Annotated in this window: 21 protein-coding genes and 1 pseudogene; 10 read left to right on the top strand and 12 right to left on the bottom strand. The window is 72.3% G+C overall.

What is annotated here, in order from left to right:
• Positions 1 to 159 precede the first annotated feature (159 nt).
• The 4 genes from ACFP3R_RS31500 to ACFP3R_RS31485 form a co-directional block, all read right to left on the bottom strand.
• The gene (locus ACFP3R_RS31500) at positions 160 to 996 is read right to left on the bottom strand and encodes a metal ABC transporter permease (RefSeq protein WP_380641383.1); all 837 of its coding nucleotides are present in this window, start codon (positions 994 to 996) and stop codon (positions 160 to 162) included.
• Positions 996 to 1,820: a metal ABC transporter ATP-binding protein gene (locus tag ACFP3R_RS31495; RefSeq protein WP_380641381.1), complete on the bottom strand. Its 825-nt coding sequence runs from the start codon at positions 1,818 to 1,820 to the stop codon at positions 996 to 998. The genes ACFP3R_RS31500 and ACFP3R_RS31495 overlap by 1 nt, the downstream gene beginning before the upstream one ends.
• A complete protein-coding gene (locus tag ACFP3R_RS31490; RefSeq protein WP_380641379.1) occupies positions 1,817 to 2,797 on the bottom strand; it encodes a metal ABC transporter solute-binding protein, Zn/Mn family in 981 nt (326 codons plus the stop codon). Before ACFP3R_RS31490 ends, ACFP3R_RS31495 begins: the two co-directional genes overlap by 4 nt.
• 161 nt (positions 2,798 to 2,958) lie before the next feature.
• On the bottom strand, positions 2,959 to 4,059 hold the full coding sequence (locus ACFP3R_RS31485) for an ABC transporter ATP-binding protein (protein WP_380641377.1): 1,101 nt from the start codon (positions 4,057 to 4,059) through the stop codon (positions 2,959 to 2,961).
• A gap of 70 nt (positions 4,060 to 4,129) precedes the next feature.
• Here ACFP3R_RS31485 and ACFP3R_RS31480 point away from each other — a divergent pair, with 70 nt between their 5' ends.
• The gene (locus tag ACFP3R_RS31480) at positions 4,130 to 4,270 is read left to right on the top strand and encodes a hypothetical protein (protein WP_380641375.1); all 141 of its coding nucleotides are present in this window, start codon (positions 4,130 to 4,132) and stop codon (positions 4,268 to 4,270) included.
• A 46-nt stretch (positions 4,271 to 4,316) separates the two neighbouring features.
• On the opposite strand, the gene ACFP3R_RS31475 is transcribed toward ACFP3R_RS31480, so the two are convergent.
• The 3 genes from ACFP3R_RS31475 to ACFP3R_RS31465 all read right to left on the bottom strand — a co-directional run bounded on the left by ACFP3R_RS31475 (position 4,317) and on the right by ACFP3R_RS31465 (position 7,445).
• The gene (locus ACFP3R_RS31475) at positions 4,317 to 5,210 is read right to left on the bottom strand and encodes a sugar ABC transporter permease (protein ID WP_380641373.1); all 894 of its coding nucleotides are present in this window, start codon (positions 5,208 to 5,210) and stop codon (positions 4,317 to 4,319) included.
• Positions 5,210 to 6,127 carry a carbohydrate ABC transporter permease gene (locus ACFP3R_RS31470; protein ID WP_380641371.1) on the bottom strand — a complete coding sequence of 306 codons (918 nt, stop codon included), beginning with the start codon at positions 6,125 to 6,127 and terminating at the stop codon, positions 5,210 to 5,212. Before ACFP3R_RS31470 ends, ACFP3R_RS31475 begins: the two co-directional genes overlap by 1 nt.
• 61 nt (positions 6,128 to 6,188) lie before the next feature.
• The gene (locus ACFP3R_RS31465) at positions 6,189 to 7,445 is read right to left on the bottom strand and encodes an extracellular solute-binding protein (RefSeq protein ID WP_380641369.1); all 1,257 of its coding nucleotides are present in this window, start codon (positions 7,443 to 7,445) and stop codon (positions 6,189 to 6,191) included.
• Between the two features lie 227 nt (positions 7,446 to 7,672).
• Between ACFP3R_RS31465 and ACFP3R_RS31460 the strand changes: the two genes are divergently transcribed.
• Entirely contained in the window at positions 7,673 to 8,722 is a 1,050-nt protein-coding gene (locus ACFP3R_RS31460) for a LacI family DNA-binding transcriptional regulator (protein ID WP_380641367.1), read from the top strand.
• A 107-nt stretch (positions 8,723 to 8,829) separates the two neighbouring features.
• Positions 8,830 to 9,933, top strand: coding sequence for a LacI family DNA-binding transcriptional regulator (locus ACFP3R_RS31455; protein WP_380641365.1), 1,104 nt, complete (start codon positions 8,830 to 8,832; stop codon positions 9,931 to 9,933).
• A 363-nt stretch (positions 9,934 to 10,296) separates the two neighbouring features.
• Here ACFP3R_RS31455 and ACFP3R_RS31450 read toward each other — a convergent pair whose 3' ends face one another.
• Together ACFP3R_RS31450 and ACFP3R_RS31445 are read right to left on the bottom strand one after the other, a co-directional pair.
• Positions 10,297 to 10,632, bottom strand: coding sequence for a PadR family transcriptional regulator (locus tag ACFP3R_RS31450; protein WP_380641363.1), 336 nt, complete (start codon positions 10,630 to 10,632; stop codon positions 10,297 to 10,299).
• A 28-nt stretch (positions 10,633 to 10,660) separates the two neighbouring features.
• A complete protein-coding gene (locus ACFP3R_RS31445) occupies positions 10,661 to 11,302 on the bottom strand; it encodes a hypothetical protein (RefSeq protein WP_380641361.1) in 642 nt (213 codons plus the stop codon).
• 136 nt (positions 11,303 to 11,438) lie between these two features.
• On the opposite strand from ACFP3R_RS31445, the gene ACFP3R_RS31440 reads away from it, so the two are divergent.
• From ACFP3R_RS31440 to ACFP3R_RS31430, 3 genes are read left to right on the top strand one after another with little or no spacing between them, the layout of a single operon-like run.
• Positions 11,439 to 11,930: a beta-class carbonic anhydrase gene (locus tag ACFP3R_RS31440; protein WP_380641359.1), complete on the top strand. Its 492-nt coding sequence runs from the start codon at positions 11,439 to 11,441 to the stop codon at positions 11,928 to 11,930.
• A 27-nt stretch (positions 11,931 to 11,957) separates the two neighbouring features.
• Positions 11,958 to 12,827, top strand: coding sequence for an HhH-GPD family protein (locus tag ACFP3R_RS31435; protein WP_380641357.1), 870 nt, complete (start codon positions 11,958 to 11,960; stop codon positions 12,825 to 12,827).
• On the top strand, positions 12,828 to 13,325 hold the full coding sequence (locus ACFP3R_RS31430; RefSeq protein ID WP_380641355.1) for a 2'-5' RNA ligase family protein: 498 nt from the start codon (positions 12,828 to 12,830) through the stop codon (positions 13,323 to 13,325).
• Here the strand turns inward: ACFP3R_RS31430 and ACFP3R_RS31425 are convergent.
• Positions 13,274 to 14,035 carry an alpha/beta fold hydrolase gene (locus ACFP3R_RS31425; RefSeq protein WP_380641353.1) on the bottom strand — a complete coding sequence of 254 codons (762 nt, stop codon included), beginning with the start codon at positions 14,033 to 14,035 and terminating at the stop codon, positions 13,274 to 13,276. The two genes, ACFP3R_RS31430 and ACFP3R_RS31425, sit on opposite strands and share 52 nt — an antisense overlap.
• A 17-nt stretch (positions 14,036 to 14,052) precedes the next feature.
• Between ACFP3R_RS31425 and ACFP3R_RS31420 the strand changes: the two genes are divergently transcribed.
• The 3 genes from ACFP3R_RS31420 to ACFP3R_RS31410 are packed head-to-tail and all read left to right on the top strand — an operon-like array spanning position 14,053 to position 16,654.
• A complete protein-coding gene (locus tag ACFP3R_RS31420; protein WP_380641351.1) occupies positions 14,053 to 15,525 on the top strand; it encodes a M1 family metallopeptidase in 1,473 nt (490 codons plus the stop codon).
• A gap of 24 nt (positions 15,526 to 15,549) precedes the next feature.
• Positions 15,550 to 15,867, top strand: a complete 318-nt coding sequence (locus ACFP3R_RS31415; protein ID WP_380641349.1) for an antibiotic biosynthesis monooxygenase family protein — start codon at positions 15,550 to 15,552, stop codon at positions 15,865 to 15,867.
• Positions 15,860 to 16,654, top strand: a complete 795-nt coding sequence (locus ACFP3R_RS31410; protein ID WP_380641347.1) for an SIR2 family NAD-dependent protein deacylase — start codon at positions 15,860 to 15,862, stop codon at positions 16,652 to 16,654. The genes ACFP3R_RS31415 and ACFP3R_RS31410 overlap by 8 nt, the downstream gene beginning before the upstream one ends.
• On the opposite strand, the gene ACFP3R_RS31405 is transcribed toward ACFP3R_RS31410, so the two are convergent.
• Positions 16,626 to 17,597: an endonuclease/exonuclease/phosphatase family protein gene (locus ACFP3R_RS31405; protein WP_380641345.1), complete on the bottom strand. Its 972-nt coding sequence runs from the start codon at positions 17,595 to 17,597 to the stop codon at positions 16,626 to 16,628. The genes ACFP3R_RS31410 and ACFP3R_RS31405 overlap by 29 nt on opposite strands.
• A gap of 18 nt (positions 17,598 to 17,615) precedes the next feature.
• Between ACFP3R_RS31405 and pcp the strand changes: the two genes are divergently transcribed.
• Positions 17,616 to 18,242 carry a pyroglutamyl-peptidase I gene (gene pcp / locus ACFP3R_RS31400; RefSeq protein WP_380641343.1) on the top strand — a complete coding sequence of 209 codons (627 nt, stop codon included), beginning with the start codon at positions 17,616 to 17,618 and terminating at the stop codon, positions 18,240 to 18,242.
• Between the two features lie 167 nt (positions 18,243 to 18,409).
• Here pcp and ACFP3R_RS31395 read toward each other — a convergent pair.
• Positions 18,410 to 18,673, bottom strand: a pseudogene (locus tag ACFP3R_RS31395) (NDP-hexose 4-ketoreductase); the annotation flags it as partial.

The following is an 18,673-nucleotide window of genomic DNA, read 5'->3' as shown; positions in this document are numbered from 1 at the left end:
CGCGCGTGCCGGCACCTCAGCGTCGGAGTCATGGAACGCTCGTTCCAGCGCGGTCACCACCTCGGGCCTGTCGGCCCACTCAAGGAGTACCCACTCCTCGACGTTTCTAACCTCGAAACCGAATCTTTCAGCAAATCGATACCGCGACGGTTCGCCGCCCTACTGGGCCCGCACCCGCTTGCGGCCCGCGAGCCGGCACACCAGGTAGATCAGGAAGGACACGGTCGTCACGAACACGCTCACGGGTACCCCGGGCGCGAGCGACAGCAGCATCCCGCCCACCGCGGACACCTCGGCGAACACCACCGCCAGCACCGTGGCCCTCACCGGGCTCGCGGTGACCCGGACCGCGGCCGCCGCCGGCGTGATCATCAGCGACAGCACCAGCAGCGCGCCGACGACCTGCACGCTCAACGCCGTGGCCACGCCCACCAGCACCGCGAACACCACGGTCAGCGTGCGCACCGGCACGCCGCGCGCCACCGCCACCGCCGGGTCCACGCTGGCGAAGTGCAGCGGCCGGTAGATGACCGCCAGCACCGCGAGCACCGCCAGCGACGAGCCGATCAGCAGCCACAGGTCCGTCGAGCCGACGCTGACCACCTGACCGGTGAGCAACCCGAACTTGTTGGCCGCCCGGCCGCTGTAGAGGGCCTGGAACAGCACCCCCAGGCCCAGCCCGAACGCCAGGACCGCGCCGATCACCGAGTCGCGGTCGGAGTCGCGCCCGCTGAGCAGCCCCAGCAGCAGCGCGGCGACCACGGAGCCCGCCAGCGCGCCGTACCCGACGCCCACGCCGAGCAGCAGGGCCGCCGCGCCGCCGGTGAAGGCCAGCTCGCTCGTGCCGTGCACGGCGAAGGCCATCTTGCGGGTGACCACCAGTGGGCCGATCAGCCCGGCCACCAGGCCCAGCACCGCGCCCGCGACCAGCATGTCGCGCACGAAGTCGTACCCCAGCAGCTCGACGGTCAGCCGCCAGTCGAAGAAGTTCTCCATCAACCCTCATCCACCACGTGGTGCGGCTCGTCCTCGCACACGTGCTGCGCGCCGACCACGTGGATCTGGTCGCGCACGCGGACCACCTCGACGTTCGTGCGGTACAGCTCGGTGAGCACCCGCGAGGTCATCACCTCGGCGGGCGTGCCGACCCGGAACCGGCCCTCCACCAGGTACAGCACCCGGTCCACCAGCGGCAGCACCGGGTTGATCTCGTGCGTCACGAACAGCACGGCCGTGCCCGCGGCCCGCCGGCGCGCGTCGATCAGGTCGCTGACCACGCGCTGGTGGGCGAGGTCGAGCGAGAGCAGCGGCTCGTCGCACAGCAGCACCTCGGGGTCGCCGACCAGCGCCTGGGCCACCCGCAGGCGCTGCTGCTCGCCGCCGGAGAGCAGGCCGACCGGCTCGTCGGCGTACCGGGTGGCGCCCACGGCGGCCAGCGCCGCGTCCACCTTCTCGCGCCGCTCGTGCCGGCCGCGCACGCCCAGGCCCCAGCCGTGGCCGTCCAGGCCGAAGCCGACCAGGTCGCGGGCGCGCAGGGTCAGCGTGGTGTCCACGGCCCGCTGCTGCGGGACGTAGCCGATGCGCCGGTTGCCGCCCGTCACCCGAACGGTGCCGGCGGACAGCGGCTGGAGGCCCAGCAGCACCCGGATGAGGCTGGTCTTGCCCGAGCCGTTGGGCCCGAGCACGGCCAGGAACTCCCCGGGCGCCACGTCCAGGTCCAGGCCCTCCCACAGCACGCGGTCGCCGTAGGCCAGCCGCGCGCCGCGCAGCGCCACCGCCGGCGGGTCGGTGGGCCGCGCCGTCTCGCCCCGAGCGGTCATGCGCCGAGCGCACCCACGAGGGCGTCAACCTGCTTGGTCATCCAGTCAAGGTAGCCGGTCGCGCCCTCGGGCAGCGTCTCGGTCACCTCCACCACGGGCACCCCGCCCGAACGGGCCGCCTCGACCACCTGACCGGTGGCGGCGTTCTCCGTCTGCGCGTTGTTGACCAGGGCGGACACCTGCTTGCCGGTCACCAGGTCGAGCACCTCGGCGAGCGCGGCGGCGGGCACGTCGGTCTCCTCCTCCACGGCGTCGCTGAACGACTCGGGGGTGGCGTCCTCCACGCCCGCGGCGTCGAGCAGGTAGTGGGCGACCGGCTCGGTCTGGAGGACCCGCTTGCCCGCGCCCTTGCCGTCGAGCGCCGCGGTCAGCTCGTCGAGCTCCGCGCCGAAGTCCCGGGCGTTGGTCTCGAACTCGGCCTTCCGGTCCGGGGCGATCTCGCCGAGGTCGGCGGCGGCCTGCTCGGCGACCCGGTGGACGGTCTCGAAGTCGTACCAGACGTGCTCGTTGACCGCGTGGTCGTGGCCGTGCCCGTCCTCGGTCGGCTCCGCCGCCCCGGCCTCCTCGTGGCCCGGCTCCTCGTGGCCCGGCTCCTCGTGGCCCGACGCCTTGCCGGAGATCGGGAACGCCTCGATCTTCTTCGCGCCCTCGGTCTCGGGACCGAGCAGGGTGGCGAAGAAGTCGTCGTACCCGCCGCCGTTGAAGATCACCAGCCGGGCGTCGCGCACCGCGGCCACGTCGGCGGGCCTGCTCTCGTAGGAGTGCGGGTCGCCGGACGGGTCGTCGATGATCGAGGTGACCTCGACCGCGTCGCCGCCGACGGCCTCGACCACGCTGCCCCACACGTTCGTGGAGGCGACGACCTTGATCCGACCGTCGTCCTCGGCGGCGGGGGTGTCCTGACCGCCGCCGCAGGCCGTGAGGGCGACGGCGGTCGCGGTGGCCACCGCCCCGATCATCATGTTGCGGACCGTCATCAGCGCACTCCTCGACTGGGCGAACCAGAGGCAATGGAAACCGTTGTCGAGTTCAGTTTAGAACTCCGCGCGACCGCGGACCGCACCGACCGGGTGTCGTCGCACACGTCGGAGGGCCGCCCCCGCGTGAACGGGGACGGCCCTCCGGGGCACCGCGGGTGTCAGTCGGTCAGGCGCAGACCGCTCTCCGGGTGGAACAGGTGGACCTCGCCGGCGTCGCGCACGGCGACCTTCACCGTCTGGCCCAGGGTCGGCGGCGTGCGACCGTCGACGCGGACCACGAACCGCTCGGGGGTGCCGTTGATGCGGACCGAGCCGTGCAGCAGCGCGTCCGCGCCCAGCTCCTCGACCAGCTCGACGACCATCTCCATGCCGTGCTCGGCGGAGGAGACCAGGCCCAGCGACTCGGGCCGCACGCCGAAGGTGACCTCGGACAGGCCCTCGGCCGCGGCCTTGTCCAGCGCGCGGCGCTCCAGCGGCACCACGACGCCGTCGAGCTTGGCGCCCTCACCGGTCAGCGGCACGGTCTTGAGGTTCATGGCGGGCGAGCCCATGAAGCCCGCGACGAACGCGTTGGCCGGCTTGTCGTACAGGTTGCGCGGGGTGTCGCACTGCTGGAGCAGGCCGTCCTTGAGCACCGCCACGCGGTGACCCATGGTCATGGCCTCGACCTGGTCGTGCGTGACGTAGATCGTGGTGGTGCCCAGCCGCGCCTGGAGGGCGGCGATGTTCGCGCGGGTCTCCACGCGCAGCTTCGCGTCCAGGTTCGACAGCGGCTCGTCCATGAGGAACACGGAGGGCTCGCGCACGATCGCGCGGCCCATCGCGACGCGCTGGCGCTGACCGCCGGACAGGGCCTTCGGCTTCCGGTCCAGGTACTTGCCGAGGTCGAGCATCTTGGCCGCCTCGGCGACCTTCTCCTTGATCTCGGCCTTGTTCACGCCGCGCAGCTTGAGCGCGAAGCCCATGTTCTCCGCGACGGTCATGTGCGGGTAGAGCGCGTAGGACTGGAACACCATGGCGATGTCGCGGCCCTTGGGCGGGACGTTGGTGACGTCCTTGCCCCCGATGTGGATGGCGCCCTCGTCGACGTCCTCCAGACCCGCGAGCATGCGCAGCGCGGTGGACTTGCCCGAGCCGGACGGACCCACCAGGACGAGGAACTCGCCGTCGGCGACATCCAGGGACAACTCGTCGACCGCGCGGACCGGCGGGTTGCCGGGGAAGATCCGCGACGCCTTGACGTAGGCGACCTCTGCCATGTGACGCACCTTTCACTACCACGCTTTGCCGCAACGTTAGGGATTGCAAGCGCTTACGGGAACGGGTGGATTGGTCCAGTTTTCGGCGCTGGAGCCCGTCGAGCGCCACAAGCGGCTGCCGCGGGTCGACCACGCGGCGACGCGCGCGGAAAAGCTCGGCGCGGCGATCTTCGTCGGGCTGGAGTCGATGGTCGAGGTCATCGCGGTCTGAACCGGCCGCGGCGGGACGGTGGGCCCACCGCGGCCGGGGTCCGGGCCTACCCCTTGACCGCGCCCGACGACAGCCCCGTCACCAGGAACCGCTGCACCAGGTAGAACACCACGACCGCCGGGATCGCCACCAGGATCGACGCCGCCGCCAGGTGGCCCCACTCGGTCCGGTTCTGCTGCACGAACACCTGCAACCCCACCGCCAGCGTCTTCGACTCGTCCGCCGCCGACAGGAACGCCGACGCGAACGCCACCTCGCCCCACGCCGTCAGGAACGCGTAGAACGCGGTCACCGCCAGCCCCGGCCGGGCCAGCGGCAGCACCAGCCGCCAGAAGACGCCGAACGGCGACAGGCCGTCCACGCGGCCCGCCTCGTCGATGTCGCCGGGGATGGTGTCGAAGTAGCCCTTCAGCATGTAGGTGCAGAACGGCACCGCGGTCGTGCAGTACACCAGCACCAGGCCGAACGACGTGCCCTGCAACCCCAGGTCGAGCAGGATGTTGTACAGCGGCACGATCAGCACCGCGAACGGGAACATCTGCACGACCAGGAACGACAGCATCAGCGACCGCTTGCCCGGGAACCGGAACCGCGAGGCCGCGTACCCCGCGGTCGCCGACAGGAACACCGCCAGCACCGTGGTCATCAGCGCGATCAGCACCGAGTTGCCGAACCAGGCCAGGAAGTCGCCCTTCTCCCCGGCCAGGATGCGCGTGTAGTTGTCCAGGCTGGACTCGTTGACCAGCTTCGGCGTGGTCTCCACGGCCCGCGCGTCCGGCTTGAACGAGGTCACCAGCACCCAGAACACCGGGAAGACCGCGATCAGCGACGCGCCGACCAGCGCCGCGTGCAGGCCGAAGCTCGCCAACCGCGACCGGTCGGCGCGCCCGGGCGCCCGGACCGGCCGCGTCGCCTTGAGGGAAGCCGCCTCGACCGACATCACCACACCTCGCCTTGCTTGCGCAGCGCGCGCCGGTACACGCCCGCGAACACGAGCAGCACGGACAGGATCAGCACGCCGTAGGTGGACGCCACCGCGAAGTCGCGGGACGCGCCGGAGAAGAACCGCTCGAACGCGTAGGTCACCAGGATCCGCGTGTTCGGGTTCGGTCCGGTGATCAGGTAGATGATCGCGAACATGTTGAACGTCCAGATGATGCCCAGCAGCACCACCGTGCTGGACACCGCCTGCAACCCGGGCAGCGTCACGTGCCGGAACCGCTGCCACGCCGTGGCGCCGTCCACCTCGGCGGCCTCGTAGAGGTCGCCCGGGATGGACTGGAGGCCGCCCAGCAGCGCCACCATCATGAACGGCACACCGAGCCAGATGTTGACGATCATGACCGCGACCAGCGCCCAGTCCGACTGGCCCAGCCACACCGGGTCGGGCAGGCCGACGGCGCGCAGGCCCTGGTTGATGATCCCGTACTGCGCGTTGAACATGTACTTCCACGCGAACGCGCTGATGAACGCGGGCACCGCCCACGGCAGGATCAGCAGCACCCGGTACACCGCCCGCCCGCGCACCTGCCGGTTGAGCAGCAGCGCCAGGCCCAGCCCGATGGTGTAGTGGCAGAACACGCACCCGAACGTCCAGATCAGCGTGCGGACCAGGGTGCCCCAGAAGGCGCCGAAGCTGGTGTCGCCGGACAGGACGTTCAGGTAGTTGCCCAGCCCCACCCAGTCGTAGCTCGCCGGCCGATCGAGGATCGGGTTGGCGATGTTGCCCTCGTTGATGTTCGTGAAGGTGAAGTACACGCCCTGGGCGAGCGGGAACAGCACCAGCACCGCGATGACCACCACGACCGGCAGCACCATCGCGTACGCGTACCAGTGCCGGTCCAGGAACCTGCGCACCGAAGTCTCCTTCCGCGTGCCCGTGGGGGCTCCCCCGGCCGGGGGAGCCCCCACGAGGCTGTCAGCCGACGGTGTAGTCGGGGACGACGGTGTCCTTGTAGGTCTTGGCGACCTCGTCCAGCGCCGTCTTGGCGTCCTTCTTGCCGGCCAGCACGTCCGCGTAGGCGATCTTCAGCGGGTCGAACAGCTGGCCGCCCTCGGGAATCCAGGCGCGCGGGTGCGCGGCGGTGACCACCGGCTCGAACGCGGAGACGACCTCGTTGGCCTGGACGTCGGCGTTCTCGTAGGCCGACTTGCGGGTGGGCAGCAGGCCCAGCTCCTTGGCCACGGCCACCTGGGACTCGACGCCGCTCATGCAGGCGATGAACTCGACCGAGGAGTCCTTGGCCTTGGTGCCCTGGCGGATGACGTAGTTGTGGCCGCCGACGGGCGCGGTGCCCTTGCCCGCGGTGTCGCCGGGCACGGGCGCGATGCCGAGGTTGGCGGCGTCGGTGAACGCGGCGCCCTTGAGGTAGTCGGCGACCGACCACGGGCCGTTGACCACCATGGCGACCTCGCCGGAGGTGAACGCGGCCTGCATGTTGTTGTAGGAGTTGGCCGGGTCGAGCGCGGTGCCGGCGGCCTTCGCGTCCAGCAGGCCCTTGGCGGTCTCCAGCGCCTTCACGTTCTCGGCGGAGTTGACCACGATCTTCTTCGCCTCGGCGTCGACCAGGTCGCCGCCCGCGCCGTAGATGAAGGGCAGCGCGTAGTAGGCGTCGTTGTTGATGAAGAGGGTCTTCTCGCCGCCGAGCTCGGCCGCGGCGGACTTGACCTCGTCCCAGGTCTTCGGCGGCTCGACGCCGGCGTCGGCCAGCAGCTTCTTGTTGTAGAACAGCGCCAGGGAGTCGGTGACCTGGGGGACGCCGTAGGACTTGCCCTCGAACTTCGTGGACCCCAGCGGGGTGTCCAGGAAGTCGGAGGTGTCGCTCGCCAGCTCCGTGCCGGTCAGGTCGACCACGTAGCCGAGCTTGGCCAGCTGCGGCACCCAGGCGACCTCGGCGCGGAACACGTCGGGGCCCTGCCCGCCCTGGGCGGCGGTCCGGTAGTTGTTGAGCGCCTGGTCGAAGGCGACCGTCTCGGTCTTGACCCGGTAGCCGCCCTTGGTGGCGCAGTCCTGCGCCAGCTTGGTGAACACCGGGCTCTCGTTCGGGCCGCTGGTGTCCCAGAAGGTGACCTCGCCGGAGTCGCCGGCTTCCGACCCGCCGTCACCACCGCCGCACGCGGTGAGGACGAGGGCGCTCGCTGCCGCCACTGCGGTCACGAGGGTGGTACGTCGCATCGTTGCTGTCGTCCCTCCTGCTGGACCTTCATCGCGATGAAGGCTCTTGCAAGAACTTGCGAAATTGTTGACGCGGATTTCATCCCGCCGACCTGGGCCGGGTCAAGGCCGGGACGGTAACCAAGCCGTAACGGCCCGGTGTTCCCGGACGAAACCGCGGTCGGCGTTGCAAAAATTTGCCGCTGACGGCAGGCTGCACGTCACCCACATCCAAGCTAGGAGGCACGGTGTCCGGTCTGTCCGAGATCGCCAGGGCAGCCGGGGTGAGCATCTCGACGGTGAGCCGGGTGCTCAACCGCCGGGCGGGTGTCAACGACGAAACGCGCCAACGCGTGCTCGCCGTGCTCGCCGAGATGCCGTACACACCGCGCGGGCTGGGGGCGCTCCAGCGGACCGGCGTGATCGGGCTGCTGGTGCCGGAGCTGTCGAACCCGGTGTTCCCGGCGTTCGCCGAGGCGCTGGAGGTCCGCGCGGCGCGCCTGGGCTACTCGTCGCTGCTGTGCAACACGCGCGCCACCGGCGCGGCCGCCATGGGCGAGGAGGAGTACGTGCGGATGCTCCTCGCGCGCGGCGTCGAGGGCATGGTGTTCGTCTCGCCGGAGATCACCAACACCGAGGTGCCGCTCGGGCAGGCGCCGCGGCCGTCGTACTACGCGAAGCTGCTGGGCGACGGCGTGCACATGGTGTTCGTCAACGGGGCCACGCCGTCGCTGGACGTGCCGGACGTGACCGTGGACGAGCAGCACGCGGGGTACGCGGCGACGCGGCACCTGGTGGAGCTGGGGCACCGGCGGATCGGGTTCGTCTCGGGGCCGGCGCGGTCGCTGCCGTCGCGGCTCAAGCGCGCCGGGTGGGCGGCGGCGCTGGAGGAGGACGGCCTGCCCGCGTCGTCGGACTTCGTGGCGCACGGGCCGTTCGGGCCGGAGGGCGGCGCGGTGGCGGTGGCGGCGCTGCTCGACACGGTGCGGCCGACCGCGGTGATCTGCTCGTCGGACCACATGGCGATCGGCGTGCTGCGCGAGGCGCACCGCCGCGCGCTGCGGGTGCCCGGCGACCTGGCCGTGGTGGGCTTCGACGACATCCCGCTGGCGTCGTACTGCTCGCCGTCGTTGACCACGCTGGCCCAGCCGATCGAGGAGATGGCGGCGGCCGCGGTGGACGAGTTGGTGCACCGGCTCGACCCCGATCGGCGGCGTCGGCCGGCGGGCAATTACACGCGCGTTTTCCGCCCCAGGCTGGTGGTGCGCGAGTCGTCCGCGTCACCCGCATTGGTTTAGACCAAACTACTACCTGGTAACATGAAGTAACCTGCGCTGATGGTGAATTTGAGGGACGCCCGTCACCCCCACTTCTGTAATTGGTTCTGAACCGTTACGGTCACTTCATGGCGCGGTCGATGCATGTGCGACGCCCGGCGACGCTCGCCTCACTGGCGGCGGAGCTGGGTGTTTCCCGGACAACGGTGTCCAACGCGTACAACCGTCCCGACCAGCTCTCACCGGAGCTGCGACGCCGGGTGTTGGAGACAGCGAGAAGACTCGGCTACCCGGGCCCCGACCCGGTGGCCCGTTCCCTGCGCACGCGCAAGGCCGGCGCGGTGGGCCTGCTGCTCACCGAGAACCTGTCCTACGCGTTCCGCGACCCGGCGGCGATCGGGTTCCTGGAGGGCCTGGCGCTCGCGTGCGAGGACGCCGGGCAGGGCCTGCTGCTCGTACCCGCGAACCCCGAGCGCGAGGACGTGGCCGCGGTGCACCGGGCGGGGGTCGACGGTTTCGTCGTCTACTCCGTGCCCGACGACGACCCGCACCTCGCCGCCGTGCTGGAGCGCCCGGTGCCGACGGTCGTGTGCGACCAGCCGGACATCGACAACGTCGACCGCGTGGGCATCGACGACCAGGCCGCGATGCACTCGCTGGCGCAGCACCTGATCACGCTGGGGCACCGGCGGGTCGGCGTGGTGTGCATGCGGCTGGCCCGCGACCGCAACGACGGCTTCGTGACGCCGGACCGGCAGGCGTCGGCGCACTTCCACGTGCAGCGGGCGCGCCTGGCCGGCCTCGCGCAGGCGTTCGGCTCGGTCGGCGTGGACTGGGGCTCGATCCCCGTGGTGGAGCGCTTCGACCACACCACCGCCTCGGGCGCCTCGGCCGCCGCCCAGGTGCTGGACCGCGACCCGCAGATCACCGCGCTGGTCTGCACGTCGGACATCCTCGCGCTGGGCGCGCTCGGCGAGGCGCAGCGGCGGGGGCTGCGCGTGCCGCAGGACCTGACCGTGACCGGCTTCGACGGCATCCGGGAGGCCGAGCAGTCGGGCCTGACCACCGTCCGGCAGCCGGTGCTGGAGAAGGGCCGCGCGGCGGGCAAGCTGCTGCTGGACTCGGCGGAGCGCTCCCGGCCCCGCTCGGTCACGCTGGCCACGGAGCTGATCCACGGCACCACCGCCGCGCCGCCGCGCGGGACGGCGGAGGAGCGCTGGTTCGGGCCGTGAGGTCGTGGAGCGTCGCGGCGGGGCCCCGGGAACGGGGCCCCGCCGCTTTTGTCACGCCTCCCCGGCGGTCCGCCCGGGACGGGCGGCGCCGAAGACCGTCCGACCGGTCCCGACCGCCATGCCGAAGCCCACGCCCACGGTGATCAGGACGGCGAAGACCACCACGGGCGCCCGGGGCTCCAACCGCGTGGACAGCCACAGCGGGCCGCTCGTCGACGAGGGCTTCCAACTCCTCGGCCCGATCGGGGTAGCGGACCCCCGCCGCCCACCGGACCAACCGCCGGGCCAGCCACGGCGACAGCTCACCGCACTCGTTGATCGCGAGCCCGAGCACGACGCTCAGCGCCAGGCCGAGCCAGCCGTTCACCACCCACCGCCGGGTAACGGCTCACCGAGGGCCGTACCCCCGCGCGTGGGCCGGCGTTCGGCCGGCAGGGCCACCGCCTCCACCCGCCCGCTGGGCGTCAGCCGGTAGAACCGGCGGCGCGGCCGGCTCTCGTCGGCGGGCAACTCCTCCCACGTGCCGGTGATCCAGCCCCACTCCTCAAGCCGCTCCAGGACCCCGTACACCGTCGGTCCCGAGCGCCCGACCGCTTTCATGATCGTCCAGCCGTGCGGCTCCTCGTCCTGCCGGAAGGCTGCCACCAGCGCCTCCAGCACGTCCAGGAGCGGCCCGGTGATCCTGCGCGACCTACCCACACCGTTGTCTTACCTAGGTAAGTCAAGCTCAGGTCAGCCGGAACACCACGGGTTCGCTCTGCTTGCCCGCCACCTTCGCCATCAGCAGGTAGTCGCCCGGCCCGAACCGCCGGTGCGGGCCGCAGCCCGGTTCCGACGTGGTGCCCGACCAGTTCAGGCCGTAGGTGAACCGCTCCCCCGGGCGCAGGACGCGCACCTCGGAGCCCCCGGTGGCGAAGCAGTCGTTGCTCGACCACAGCCGGGTCGCGCCGTCGACCGTGGTGACGACGAGTTCGCGCACGTGCCGCCCGATGTCCCTGGCGCACGGCAGCGATCCCGTGTTGGACACCGCGATCCCCAACCCCAGCCGCTCGCCCACCTCGACCGAGGGCTTGTCGAGTTCGGCGACCACGTGCAGCTGCGCGTCCTCGCACGGCGGCGGCGGGCCGGGCGGCGGGGCGGGCGGCGGCGGCGAGGTGGTCGGGGCGGTGGTGGCGGAGGACGGGTCGGTGGCCGCGGCCGCCGGCGGGGGCGGGGTCGAGGTGGCTGGCGGCGCGGCGGGGGCGGACCCGCCGAGCACGGCGGCGGCCAGCCAGGTGAGACCGACCAGCGCGGTCACCGCGCCGGCGCCCGCCAGGGCGCGCCGCCGCAGGTACACCGACGGCGGGAGCGGGCCCGTTGGCTCGATCACCGGACGAAAGTAACCCCGCGACGTGGAATATCCGGTGAGGCATCGGCCACCCGATGTGATGAACGTGATCTCCGCCCGATCCACTTGCCGGCATCCGGGAACCGCGTTCCAATCCCGGGGAACAGGGAGGTGCGCGATGACCGCGATCGACGAACTGCTGCGCCGCAACGCCGAGATCGGCAACATCGTCCCCGGCGACCGCTCGTCGCCCCGGCCGTCGATGAAGATCGCCATTCTGACCTGCATGGACTCGCGGATCAGGGTGTTCGAGATCTTCGGCCTCAAGCAGGGCGAGGCGCACGTGCTGCGCAACGCGGGTGGCGTCGTCACCGACGACATGATCCGTTCGCTGGCCCTCAGCCAGCGCAAGCTGGGCACCGAGGAGGTCCTCCTGGTGCACCACTCCAACTGCGGGCTGGAGCTGGTCACCGAGGACGCGTTCAAGGACGAGCTGGAGCAGGACTCCGGCCTGCGCCCCACCTGGTCGGTGGAGGCGTTCCGCGAGGTCAAGGACAGCGTCCGGGGCTCGGTGAACCGCGTCCGGCACAGCCCGTTCCTGATCCACAGGGACCGGGTCCGCGGCTTCGTCTACGACGTGCACACCGGGCAGCTGATCGAGGTCGTCTGACCCGTTCGTGGAAGACTGGTCGGCGTTATGAGCCTGGACGCCGACCTCCTCCTCGACTGGTTCGCCGACACCGCCCGCGACCTGCCCTGGCGACGGCCCGAGTGCACCGCCTGGGGCGTGCTGGTCAGCGAGATCATGCTCCAGCAGACACCGGTGGCCCGCGTCGAGCCGATCTGGCGCGAGTGGCTGACCCGCTGGCCCACGCCGTCCGCGATGGCCGCCGCCACGCCGGGCGAGGTGGTGCGCGCCTGGGGCAAGCTCGGCTACCCCCGGCGCGCCCTGCGGCTGCACGCCGCCGCCCAGGCCATCGCCGAGGAGCACGACGACGTGGTCCCGGACGACGTGGACGTGCTGCTCGCGCTGCCCGGCATCGGCGCCTACACCGCCCGCGCGGTGGCCGCGTTCGCCTACGGGCGCAGGTGCCCGGTGGTGGACACGAACGTGCGACGCGTGGTCGCCCGCGCGGTGCACGGCGCGGGTGACGCGGGCCCGCCGTCGACCACCAGGGACCTGCGCGACGTGGACGTCCTGCTGCCCGAGGAGCGCGCCGCGACCTACTCGGCGGCGCTGATGGAGCTGGGCGCCCTGGTCTGCACGGCCCGCGCGCCCAAGTGCGCCGCGTGCCCGGTCCTGGCGACCTGCGCCTGGCAGCTCAACGGCCGCCCCGCCTACGCCGGCCCGGCCAAGGCCGTGCAGAGGTTCGCGGGCACCGACCGGCAGGTGCGCGGCCTGCTGCTGGACGTGCTGCGCGGCACCACCGGCCCGGTCGCCAAGCCCCGGCTCGACCTGGTGTGGTCGGACGCGGGCCAGCGGGACCGGTGCCTGCACTCGCTGCTGGTCGACGGCCTGGTCGAGCAGACCGCCGAGGGCCTGTTCGCGCTGCCCGGGGAGCACTAGGTGCACCTGCTGGTGGTGTTCTTCGACGACGCCGCCGACCGGGCCGTCCGGGAGCTGTGGCGGCGGATCGGCGTGACCCCGGACCTGCCGCCCCACCTCACCTACGCGGCGGCCGGCACCATCGGCCCCAAGGTGCGCGCCGAGCTGCGCGAGGACCTGTCCCGCCTCTGGCTGCCCGACCTGTGGCTGCACGCGCTCAGCGCCACCGACGACGCCCTGCGGCTCGGCGCCGTGGTCGACAGCGAGCTGCTGGCCGTGCACTCGGCCGTCCACGACGTACTGGCGGGCCGGGTGAAGCACCCGGGCGCCCGGCACCTGCCCGGCAGCTGGACCCCGCACTGCCCCCTGCTCACCGGCGACGACGACGCGGTCAAGGCCGCGTTCGCCGAGCTGCACCCGGTCGCCCCGATCCGCGCCGAGGCCCGCCAGGTGGCCGTCGTGGACACTCAGACCGGCGGGATCGACCCGCTCAGGAACGCCTCCACCGCGCCCCGGTAGACCTCCGGCGCCTCGTCGTGCACCACGTGCCCGGACTCGGGCACCACCAGGTGGTGCGCCAGGAGCCCGCGGGCCGCGCACCGCCGGACGACCTCGGCCATCTGCCCCGCCGGCAGCACGCCCCGCCCGGCCTCGACCACCAGCAGCGGGCACCGGATCGCGTCCACAAAGTCCCAGTAGGACCGCTCGCCCCACTCCGCGGCGATCTCGTAGAGGTCGGACAGCTCGGCGATGAGGTGCCAGCCGTCCGCCCGCTCCTCGAACAGCTCCTCCACCCGCGGCACGTCCACCACCGTCCGCACGTGCGCCAACGAGCGGAACGGCACCGGCCACGCCTCGAAGTACCAGCGCCACTCGTCGACCGACCGGCCCCGGTTGTCCGGCACCACGTCCTCGGCGACGACCCCGCGCACCAGGTCGGGCCGCAGCGCGGCGAGCGCCCAGGCGTGCAGCCCGCCCATGGAGTGCCCGACCACCACCACCGGCCCCAGGTCCAGCCGCTCGATCGCGGCGGCCGCGTCGGCGACGAAGTCCTCCGTCCGGAAGGGACCGCGCCGGGGGTTGCGCCCGTGCCCGCGCGCGTCGAGGCCGACCACCCGCCCGTGCGGCCGGAGCCACTGCGCGACCGTCCACCACGTGCTGGCCCGGCTCATCAGGCCGTGCAGCAGCAGGATGCCCGGCCCCGAGCCCCCGAACTCCACCACGCTCATGCGTGCATCATGTCGGCATGGCCATCAGCTCCAGGGCGCGCCCGTACCTGCTCGTGCTCTGCCTGGTGCTGGTGGTCACCGGCGTCGTGGTCGCCAGGCTGCCCCACGACCGGCAGGCGGCCCCGACGACCACCGGCCCGACCACGCCGCCCGTGGTCGGCGCGGAGGGCGGCGACGGCGCGGGCGACGCCTACTACCCGCGGGACGGCAACACCGGCTACGACGTCACCCGCTACGACGTCGCCATCACCTACGACCCCGCCACCAGGCGGCTGGACGGCGTCGCGACGATCACCGCGAGGGCCACCGCCGGCCTCACCCGGTTCAACCTCGACCTGTACCGGCTGGAGGTCACCGGGGTGACCGTGCGCGACCTGCCCGCCGGCTTCCGCCAGGAGGGCGAGCACGAACTGGTGATCACCCCCCGGGCGCCCCTGGCCGACGGCGAGGAGTTCACCACCACCGTGCGGTACGGCGGGGAGCCCACCGTCGTGGGTGAGCGGGCCCTGGGCAGCAGCGGCTGGCAGGTCTCGCGGGGCGGCGGGGCGTTCGCGGCCGGCGAGCCCCACTCCGCGACCACCTGGTACCCCGCCAACGACACCCCGCGCGACAAGGCCGAGTTCGCCCTCACCGCCCGCGTCCCCGAGGGCTGGTCGGTCGTCTCCAACGGCGTCGAGGAGCGCGAACCCGTCACCGCCGACGGCTGGACCTCGTTCCGCTGGGCGGCCCGGGAGCCGATGGCCACCTACCTGACCACCGTCGCGATCGACCGGTGGACGATCGAGCGCTCCACCCTCCCCGACGGCACCCCGGTCGTCGACGCCTACGCGCCCGGCGCCGAGAGCGCCCGCGAGCACCAGCGCAGGCTCCCGGAGATCCTCGACTTCCTCGCCGGGAGGTTCGGCCCCTACCCCTTCGGGGCCGCGGGCGGCATCTTCCTGGCCGACGACATCGGGTTCTCCCTGGAGACCCAGACCAGGCCCGTCTACGCGGGCTGGGCGAGCCTGGACACCGTGGTGCACGAGAACGCCCACCAGTGGTTCGGGGACCTGGTGTCCGTGGAGAGCTGGTCCGACATCTGCCTGAACGAGTGCATCGCCAGCTACGCCGAGTGGCTGTGGGACGAGGCGAAGGACGGCGCCGACCTCGACGCCCTCTACCGCGACACCGTCGCCCAGGTCGCGGACCGCGACGCCTACTGGGAGCGCGAGCTCTACGACATGGGTCGCGGCAACGAGTTCCGCGGCGTCTACGACAAGGGGAAGCTGGCCGTGCACGCCCTGCGCCGCCAGGTCGGCGACGCCGACTTCGACCGGGTGCTCAAGGACTGGATCGCCGAGCACCGGGGCGGCAACGCGTCCTGGCCGGAGTTCGAGGCCCACGTGGAGCGGGTGTCCGGCCAGGACCTGGACGCCTTCTTCGCGGCCTGGTTCCGGGGCACGGCGATCCCGGCCGACGAGCACCTGTACCCGGGCTCCCTCCGCCGGTAGCGCGACCCCTGTACCGTCGGACCCATGGCGGTTGTGAAGATCAACGCGATCCACGTCCCCGACGGCTCCGGCCCCGAGCTGGAGAAGCGGTTCGCCGCACGCCTGGGCGCCGTGGACTCCGAGCCCGGTTTCCTCGGCTTCCAGCTGCTCCGGCCGGTCAAGGGCGACACCCGGTACTTCGTGGTGACCCAGTGGGAGACCGAGGAGGACTTCCGCAACTGGATGGGCGGGCGCGCCAAGGAGGCCCACTCGGGCGAGCGCGCCAAGCCCGTGGGCACCGGCTCCGACCTGCTGGAGTTCGAGGTCGTGCTCAGCTCCACCCCCGCGCCCGGGGGTGACTGAGGCCCTCGACCGGGCCGCCGACCTCATCCGGGGCGCCGACGCCGTCCTCGTGTGCGCCGGCGCGGGCATGGGCGTGGACTCGGGCCTGCCGGACTTCCGCGGCACCGCGGGCTTCTGGCGGGCCTACCCGCACTACGCCCGCCTGGGCCTGCGCTTCGAGGAACTGGCGGACCCGGTCCACTTCGCCGAGGACCCGACCCTCGCCTGGGGCTTCTACGGCCACCGCCTGGCCCTCTACCGCGAGACCACGCCCCACGCGGGCTTCCGCGTCCTGCGGGACTGGAACGCGCGCGTCTTCACCTCCAACGTCGACGGCCAGTTCCAGCGGGCGGGCTTCACCGGCGTCGCCGAGGTCCACGGCTCGATCCACCACCTCCAGTGCACCGTGCCCTGCTCGGACGACACCTGGCCCAACGAGGCGGTGATCACCGTCGACCCGGACACCGTGCGGGCCGCCGAACCGCTCCCCACCTGCCCGAACTGCGGCAGCCTGGCCAGGCCGAACATCCTCATGTTCGGCGACGGGTCCTGGGTGCCCCACCGCTCCCGCAGGGCCCTGGACGCCCTCACCGCCTGGCGCCGCGACACCACCGCCCTCGTCGTGGTCGAGATCGGCGCGGGCACCGCCGTGCCCACCGTCCGCCGCCAGGCCGAGCTGGCGTCCGCCGCCACCGGCAACCTGATCCGCATCAACCCCCGCGAACCCGACATCAGGCACGGCCGGGGCATCTCGCTCCCCCTGGGCGCGGAAGAGGCCCTCACCCGGCTGGCACGACGAACCGGCTGATCACCGCCCGGTGGTCGGACCCGGGCACGTCCACCACCTCGAAGGACTCCACCGGGCACCGACCGTCCACCAGCACGTGGTCGAGGGTGACCGGCGGCGGCCACAGCGCCCCGGCCGGCCAGGTGGGCGTCAACCCGGCGCCCACCTGGTCGGCCGCGTCCACGTACCCGCTGTTCAGCAACCGCCGCAGCGCCACGTGGTCCAGCGTCGCGTTGAAGTCGCCGGCCAACACCCGGACGGGCCCGCCCAGCTCCCGCTCCGGCAACCCGGCCAGGTCCCGCTGCCACGTCTCCGGCCCGCCCTCGACCACCGGCGGCATCGGGTGCACGGAGACGATGTCGAGATCGTCCCCCGGCAGGTCGACCAGGGCCCTCGCCTGCCGCAGCGAACCGGGCGCGGTCAGTTCCCGGGCCGACACCGGGTACCGGGACGCGATCCCCGACCCCGACCCCCCGGGCTCGTCGAGCAGGTGCCGGTGCGGCAGCACCAGCCCCAACCCGGCCCGGTCCAGGTCCCGCGCCATCGCCGGCGTCAGCTCCTGCATCGCCAGCACGTCCACCCGGTACCGCCGCACGAGGTCCACCACGACCTCCGCGTCCGCCTTCCCGACCAGGAAGTTCGACGCCATCACGGTCACCTCGCGCCCCACCCCCACCGGCCGCGAGTCGGGGAACGCCCGGGGCGCCACCGCCGCCACCAGCACCGCCGCGAGTGACAGCACCAGCACCGCCACCCCCCACCGGCGCAGCAGCAGCGCCAGCACCCCCAGCACCACGCCACCCGCGGCGAAGTAGGGCGTCAACGCCGTGGTGGCCACCATGTGACGAGTGCCATCCACCCCCAGCAACCGCACGAACCCGGCCAGCACGAAGGCGACCGCCGCCACCACCAGCAGGAATGTCGTCCCCCCGCGCCTGGTGCGGCGTCCCTCCAGTTCGACCACGACATCTATTCTGCCCGAATGGAGGTATTGCTGACGGGCTTCGAACCCTTCGACGGGCAGCGCACCAACCCGTCCTGGGACGCGGCGGTGGCCGTGCGCCCCACCGGGTACACCCTGGCCACCCTGCAACTGCCCTGCGTGTTCGACGAATCCCTGCGGGTCCTGGAGAACGCGCTCAGCACCCACCGCTACGACGTGGTGATCTCAGTGGGCCAGGCGGGCGGCCGTCCGAACATCACCCCGGAACGCGTGGCCGTCAACCTCAACGACGCCCGCATCCCCGACAACGCCGGCAACCAACCGGTGGACACCCCGGTGGTCCCCCACGCCCCGACCGCCTACTTCAGCACCCTCCCGGTCAAAGCCTGCACCGCCGCCCTCACCGCCGCGGGCATCCCCGCCGCCGTCTCTCACACCGCCGGCGCCTTCGTCTGCAACCACGTCTTCTACGGCCTCATGCACCTGGTGGCGACCGAACACCCCCACCTCCGAGCAGGCTTCGTCCACGTCCCCTTCACCCCGGACCAGACCCAGGACGCCCCCAGCCTGCCCCTGAGCACCACCGCACAGGCCCTGGACCTCATCATCCGCACCACCCTGGAAACCTCCCAGGACCTGCACACCCCCACCGGCACCCTGCACTGACACACACGCACCCCCAGCACACCCCAGCCCAGCGCCACACACCCGGCCGAGCAGCCCGCAGTTCTCCCCCGGCGGCCTGCCCAGCGGCGAGCGCCGCTCCTACCTCCACCCGTGAACCGAGAACGCCCCCGGGACCAAGGGGTCCCGGGGGCGTTCTCGACAACCACTCAGGCAGACTCGGCGTCAGCTTCCCCGCCACCGTCGCCGGCCGACGAGGCCAGGTCCACCGGAGGCGAGTCCGGCACCCGCAGCGGCTTCGTCTCACCGCGGAACACGAACCGCGCCGTGTCGTTGGCCTCGGACTCGCCGTCCCAGCCCTCGACGTCGGTGATGATGATCTGACCGGCCTGGATCTCGCCGAAGAGGATCTTCTCCGACAGCTGGTCCTCGATCTCGCGCTGGATCGTGCGACGCAGCGGCCGGGCGCCCAG

The sequence above is a fragment of the Saccharothrix lopnurensis genome (assembly GCF_042658445.1).
Classification (GTDB): Bacteria; Actinomycetota; Actinomycetes; order Mycobacteriales; family Pseudonocardiaceae; genus Actinosynnema; species Actinosynnema lopnurensis.
This window is presented reverse-complemented; position numbering and strand designations above follow the sequence as displayed.

What these genes read in the sequence shown, in the direction of transcription:
- ACFP3R_RS31500 (WP_380641383.1), bottom strand. Translation starts at nt 996, where the DNA reads ATGGAGAACTTCTTCGACTGGCGGCTGACCGTCGAGCTGCTGGGGTAC.
- ACFP3R_RS31495 (WP_380641381.1), bottom strand. Translation starts at nt 1,820, where the DNA reads ATGACCGCTCGGGGCGAGACGGCGCGGCCCACCGACCCGCCGGCGGTG.
- ACFP3R_RS31490 (WP_380641379.1), bottom strand. Translation starts at nt 2,797, where the DNA reads ATGACGGTCCGCAACATGATGATCGGGGCGGTGGCCACCGCGACCGCC.
- ACFP3R_RS31485 (WP_380641377.1), bottom strand. Translation starts at nt 4,059, where the DNA reads ATGGCAGAGGTCGCCTACGTCAAGGCGTCGCGGATCTTCCCCGGCAAC.
- ACFP3R_RS31475 (WP_380641373.1), bottom strand. Translation starts at nt 5,210, where the DNA reads ATGTCGGTCGAGGCGGCTTCCCTCAAGGCGACGCGGCCGGTCCGGGCG.
- ACFP3R_RS31465 (WP_380641369.1), bottom strand. Translation starts at nt 7,445, where the DNA reads ATGCGACGTACCACCCTCGTGACCGCAGTGGCGGCAGCGAGCGCCCTC.
- ACFP3R_RS31455 (WP_380641365.1), top strand. Translation starts at nt 8,830, where the DNA reads ATGGCGCGGTCGATGCATGTGCGACGCCCGGCGACGCTCGCCTCACTG.
- ACFP3R_RS31440 (WP_380641359.1), top strand. Translation starts at nt 11,439, where the DNA reads ATGACCGCGATCGACGAACTGCTGCGCCGCAACGCCGAGATCGGCAAC.
- ACFP3R_RS31435 (WP_380641357.1), top strand. Translation starts at nt 11,958, where the DNA reads ATGAGCCTGGACGCCGACCTCCTCCTCGACTGGTTCGCCGACACCGCC.
- ACFP3R_RS31425 (WP_380641353.1), bottom strand. Translation starts at nt 14,035, where the DNA reads ATGAGCGTGGTGGAGTTCGGGGGCTCGGGGCCGGGCATCCTGCTGCTG.
- ACFP3R_RS31420 (WP_380641351.1), top strand. Translation starts at nt 14,053, where the DNA reads ATGGCCATCAGCTCCAGGGCGCGCCCGTACCTGCTCGTGCTCTGCCTG.
- ACFP3R_RS31415 (WP_380641349.1), top strand. Translation starts at nt 15,550, where the DNA reads ATGGCGGTTGTGAAGATCAACGCGATCCACGTCCCCGACGGCTCCGGC.
- pcp (WP_380641343.1), top strand. Translation starts at nt 17,616, where the DNA reads ATGGAGGTATTGCTGACGGGCTTCGAACCCTTCGACGGGCAGCGCACC.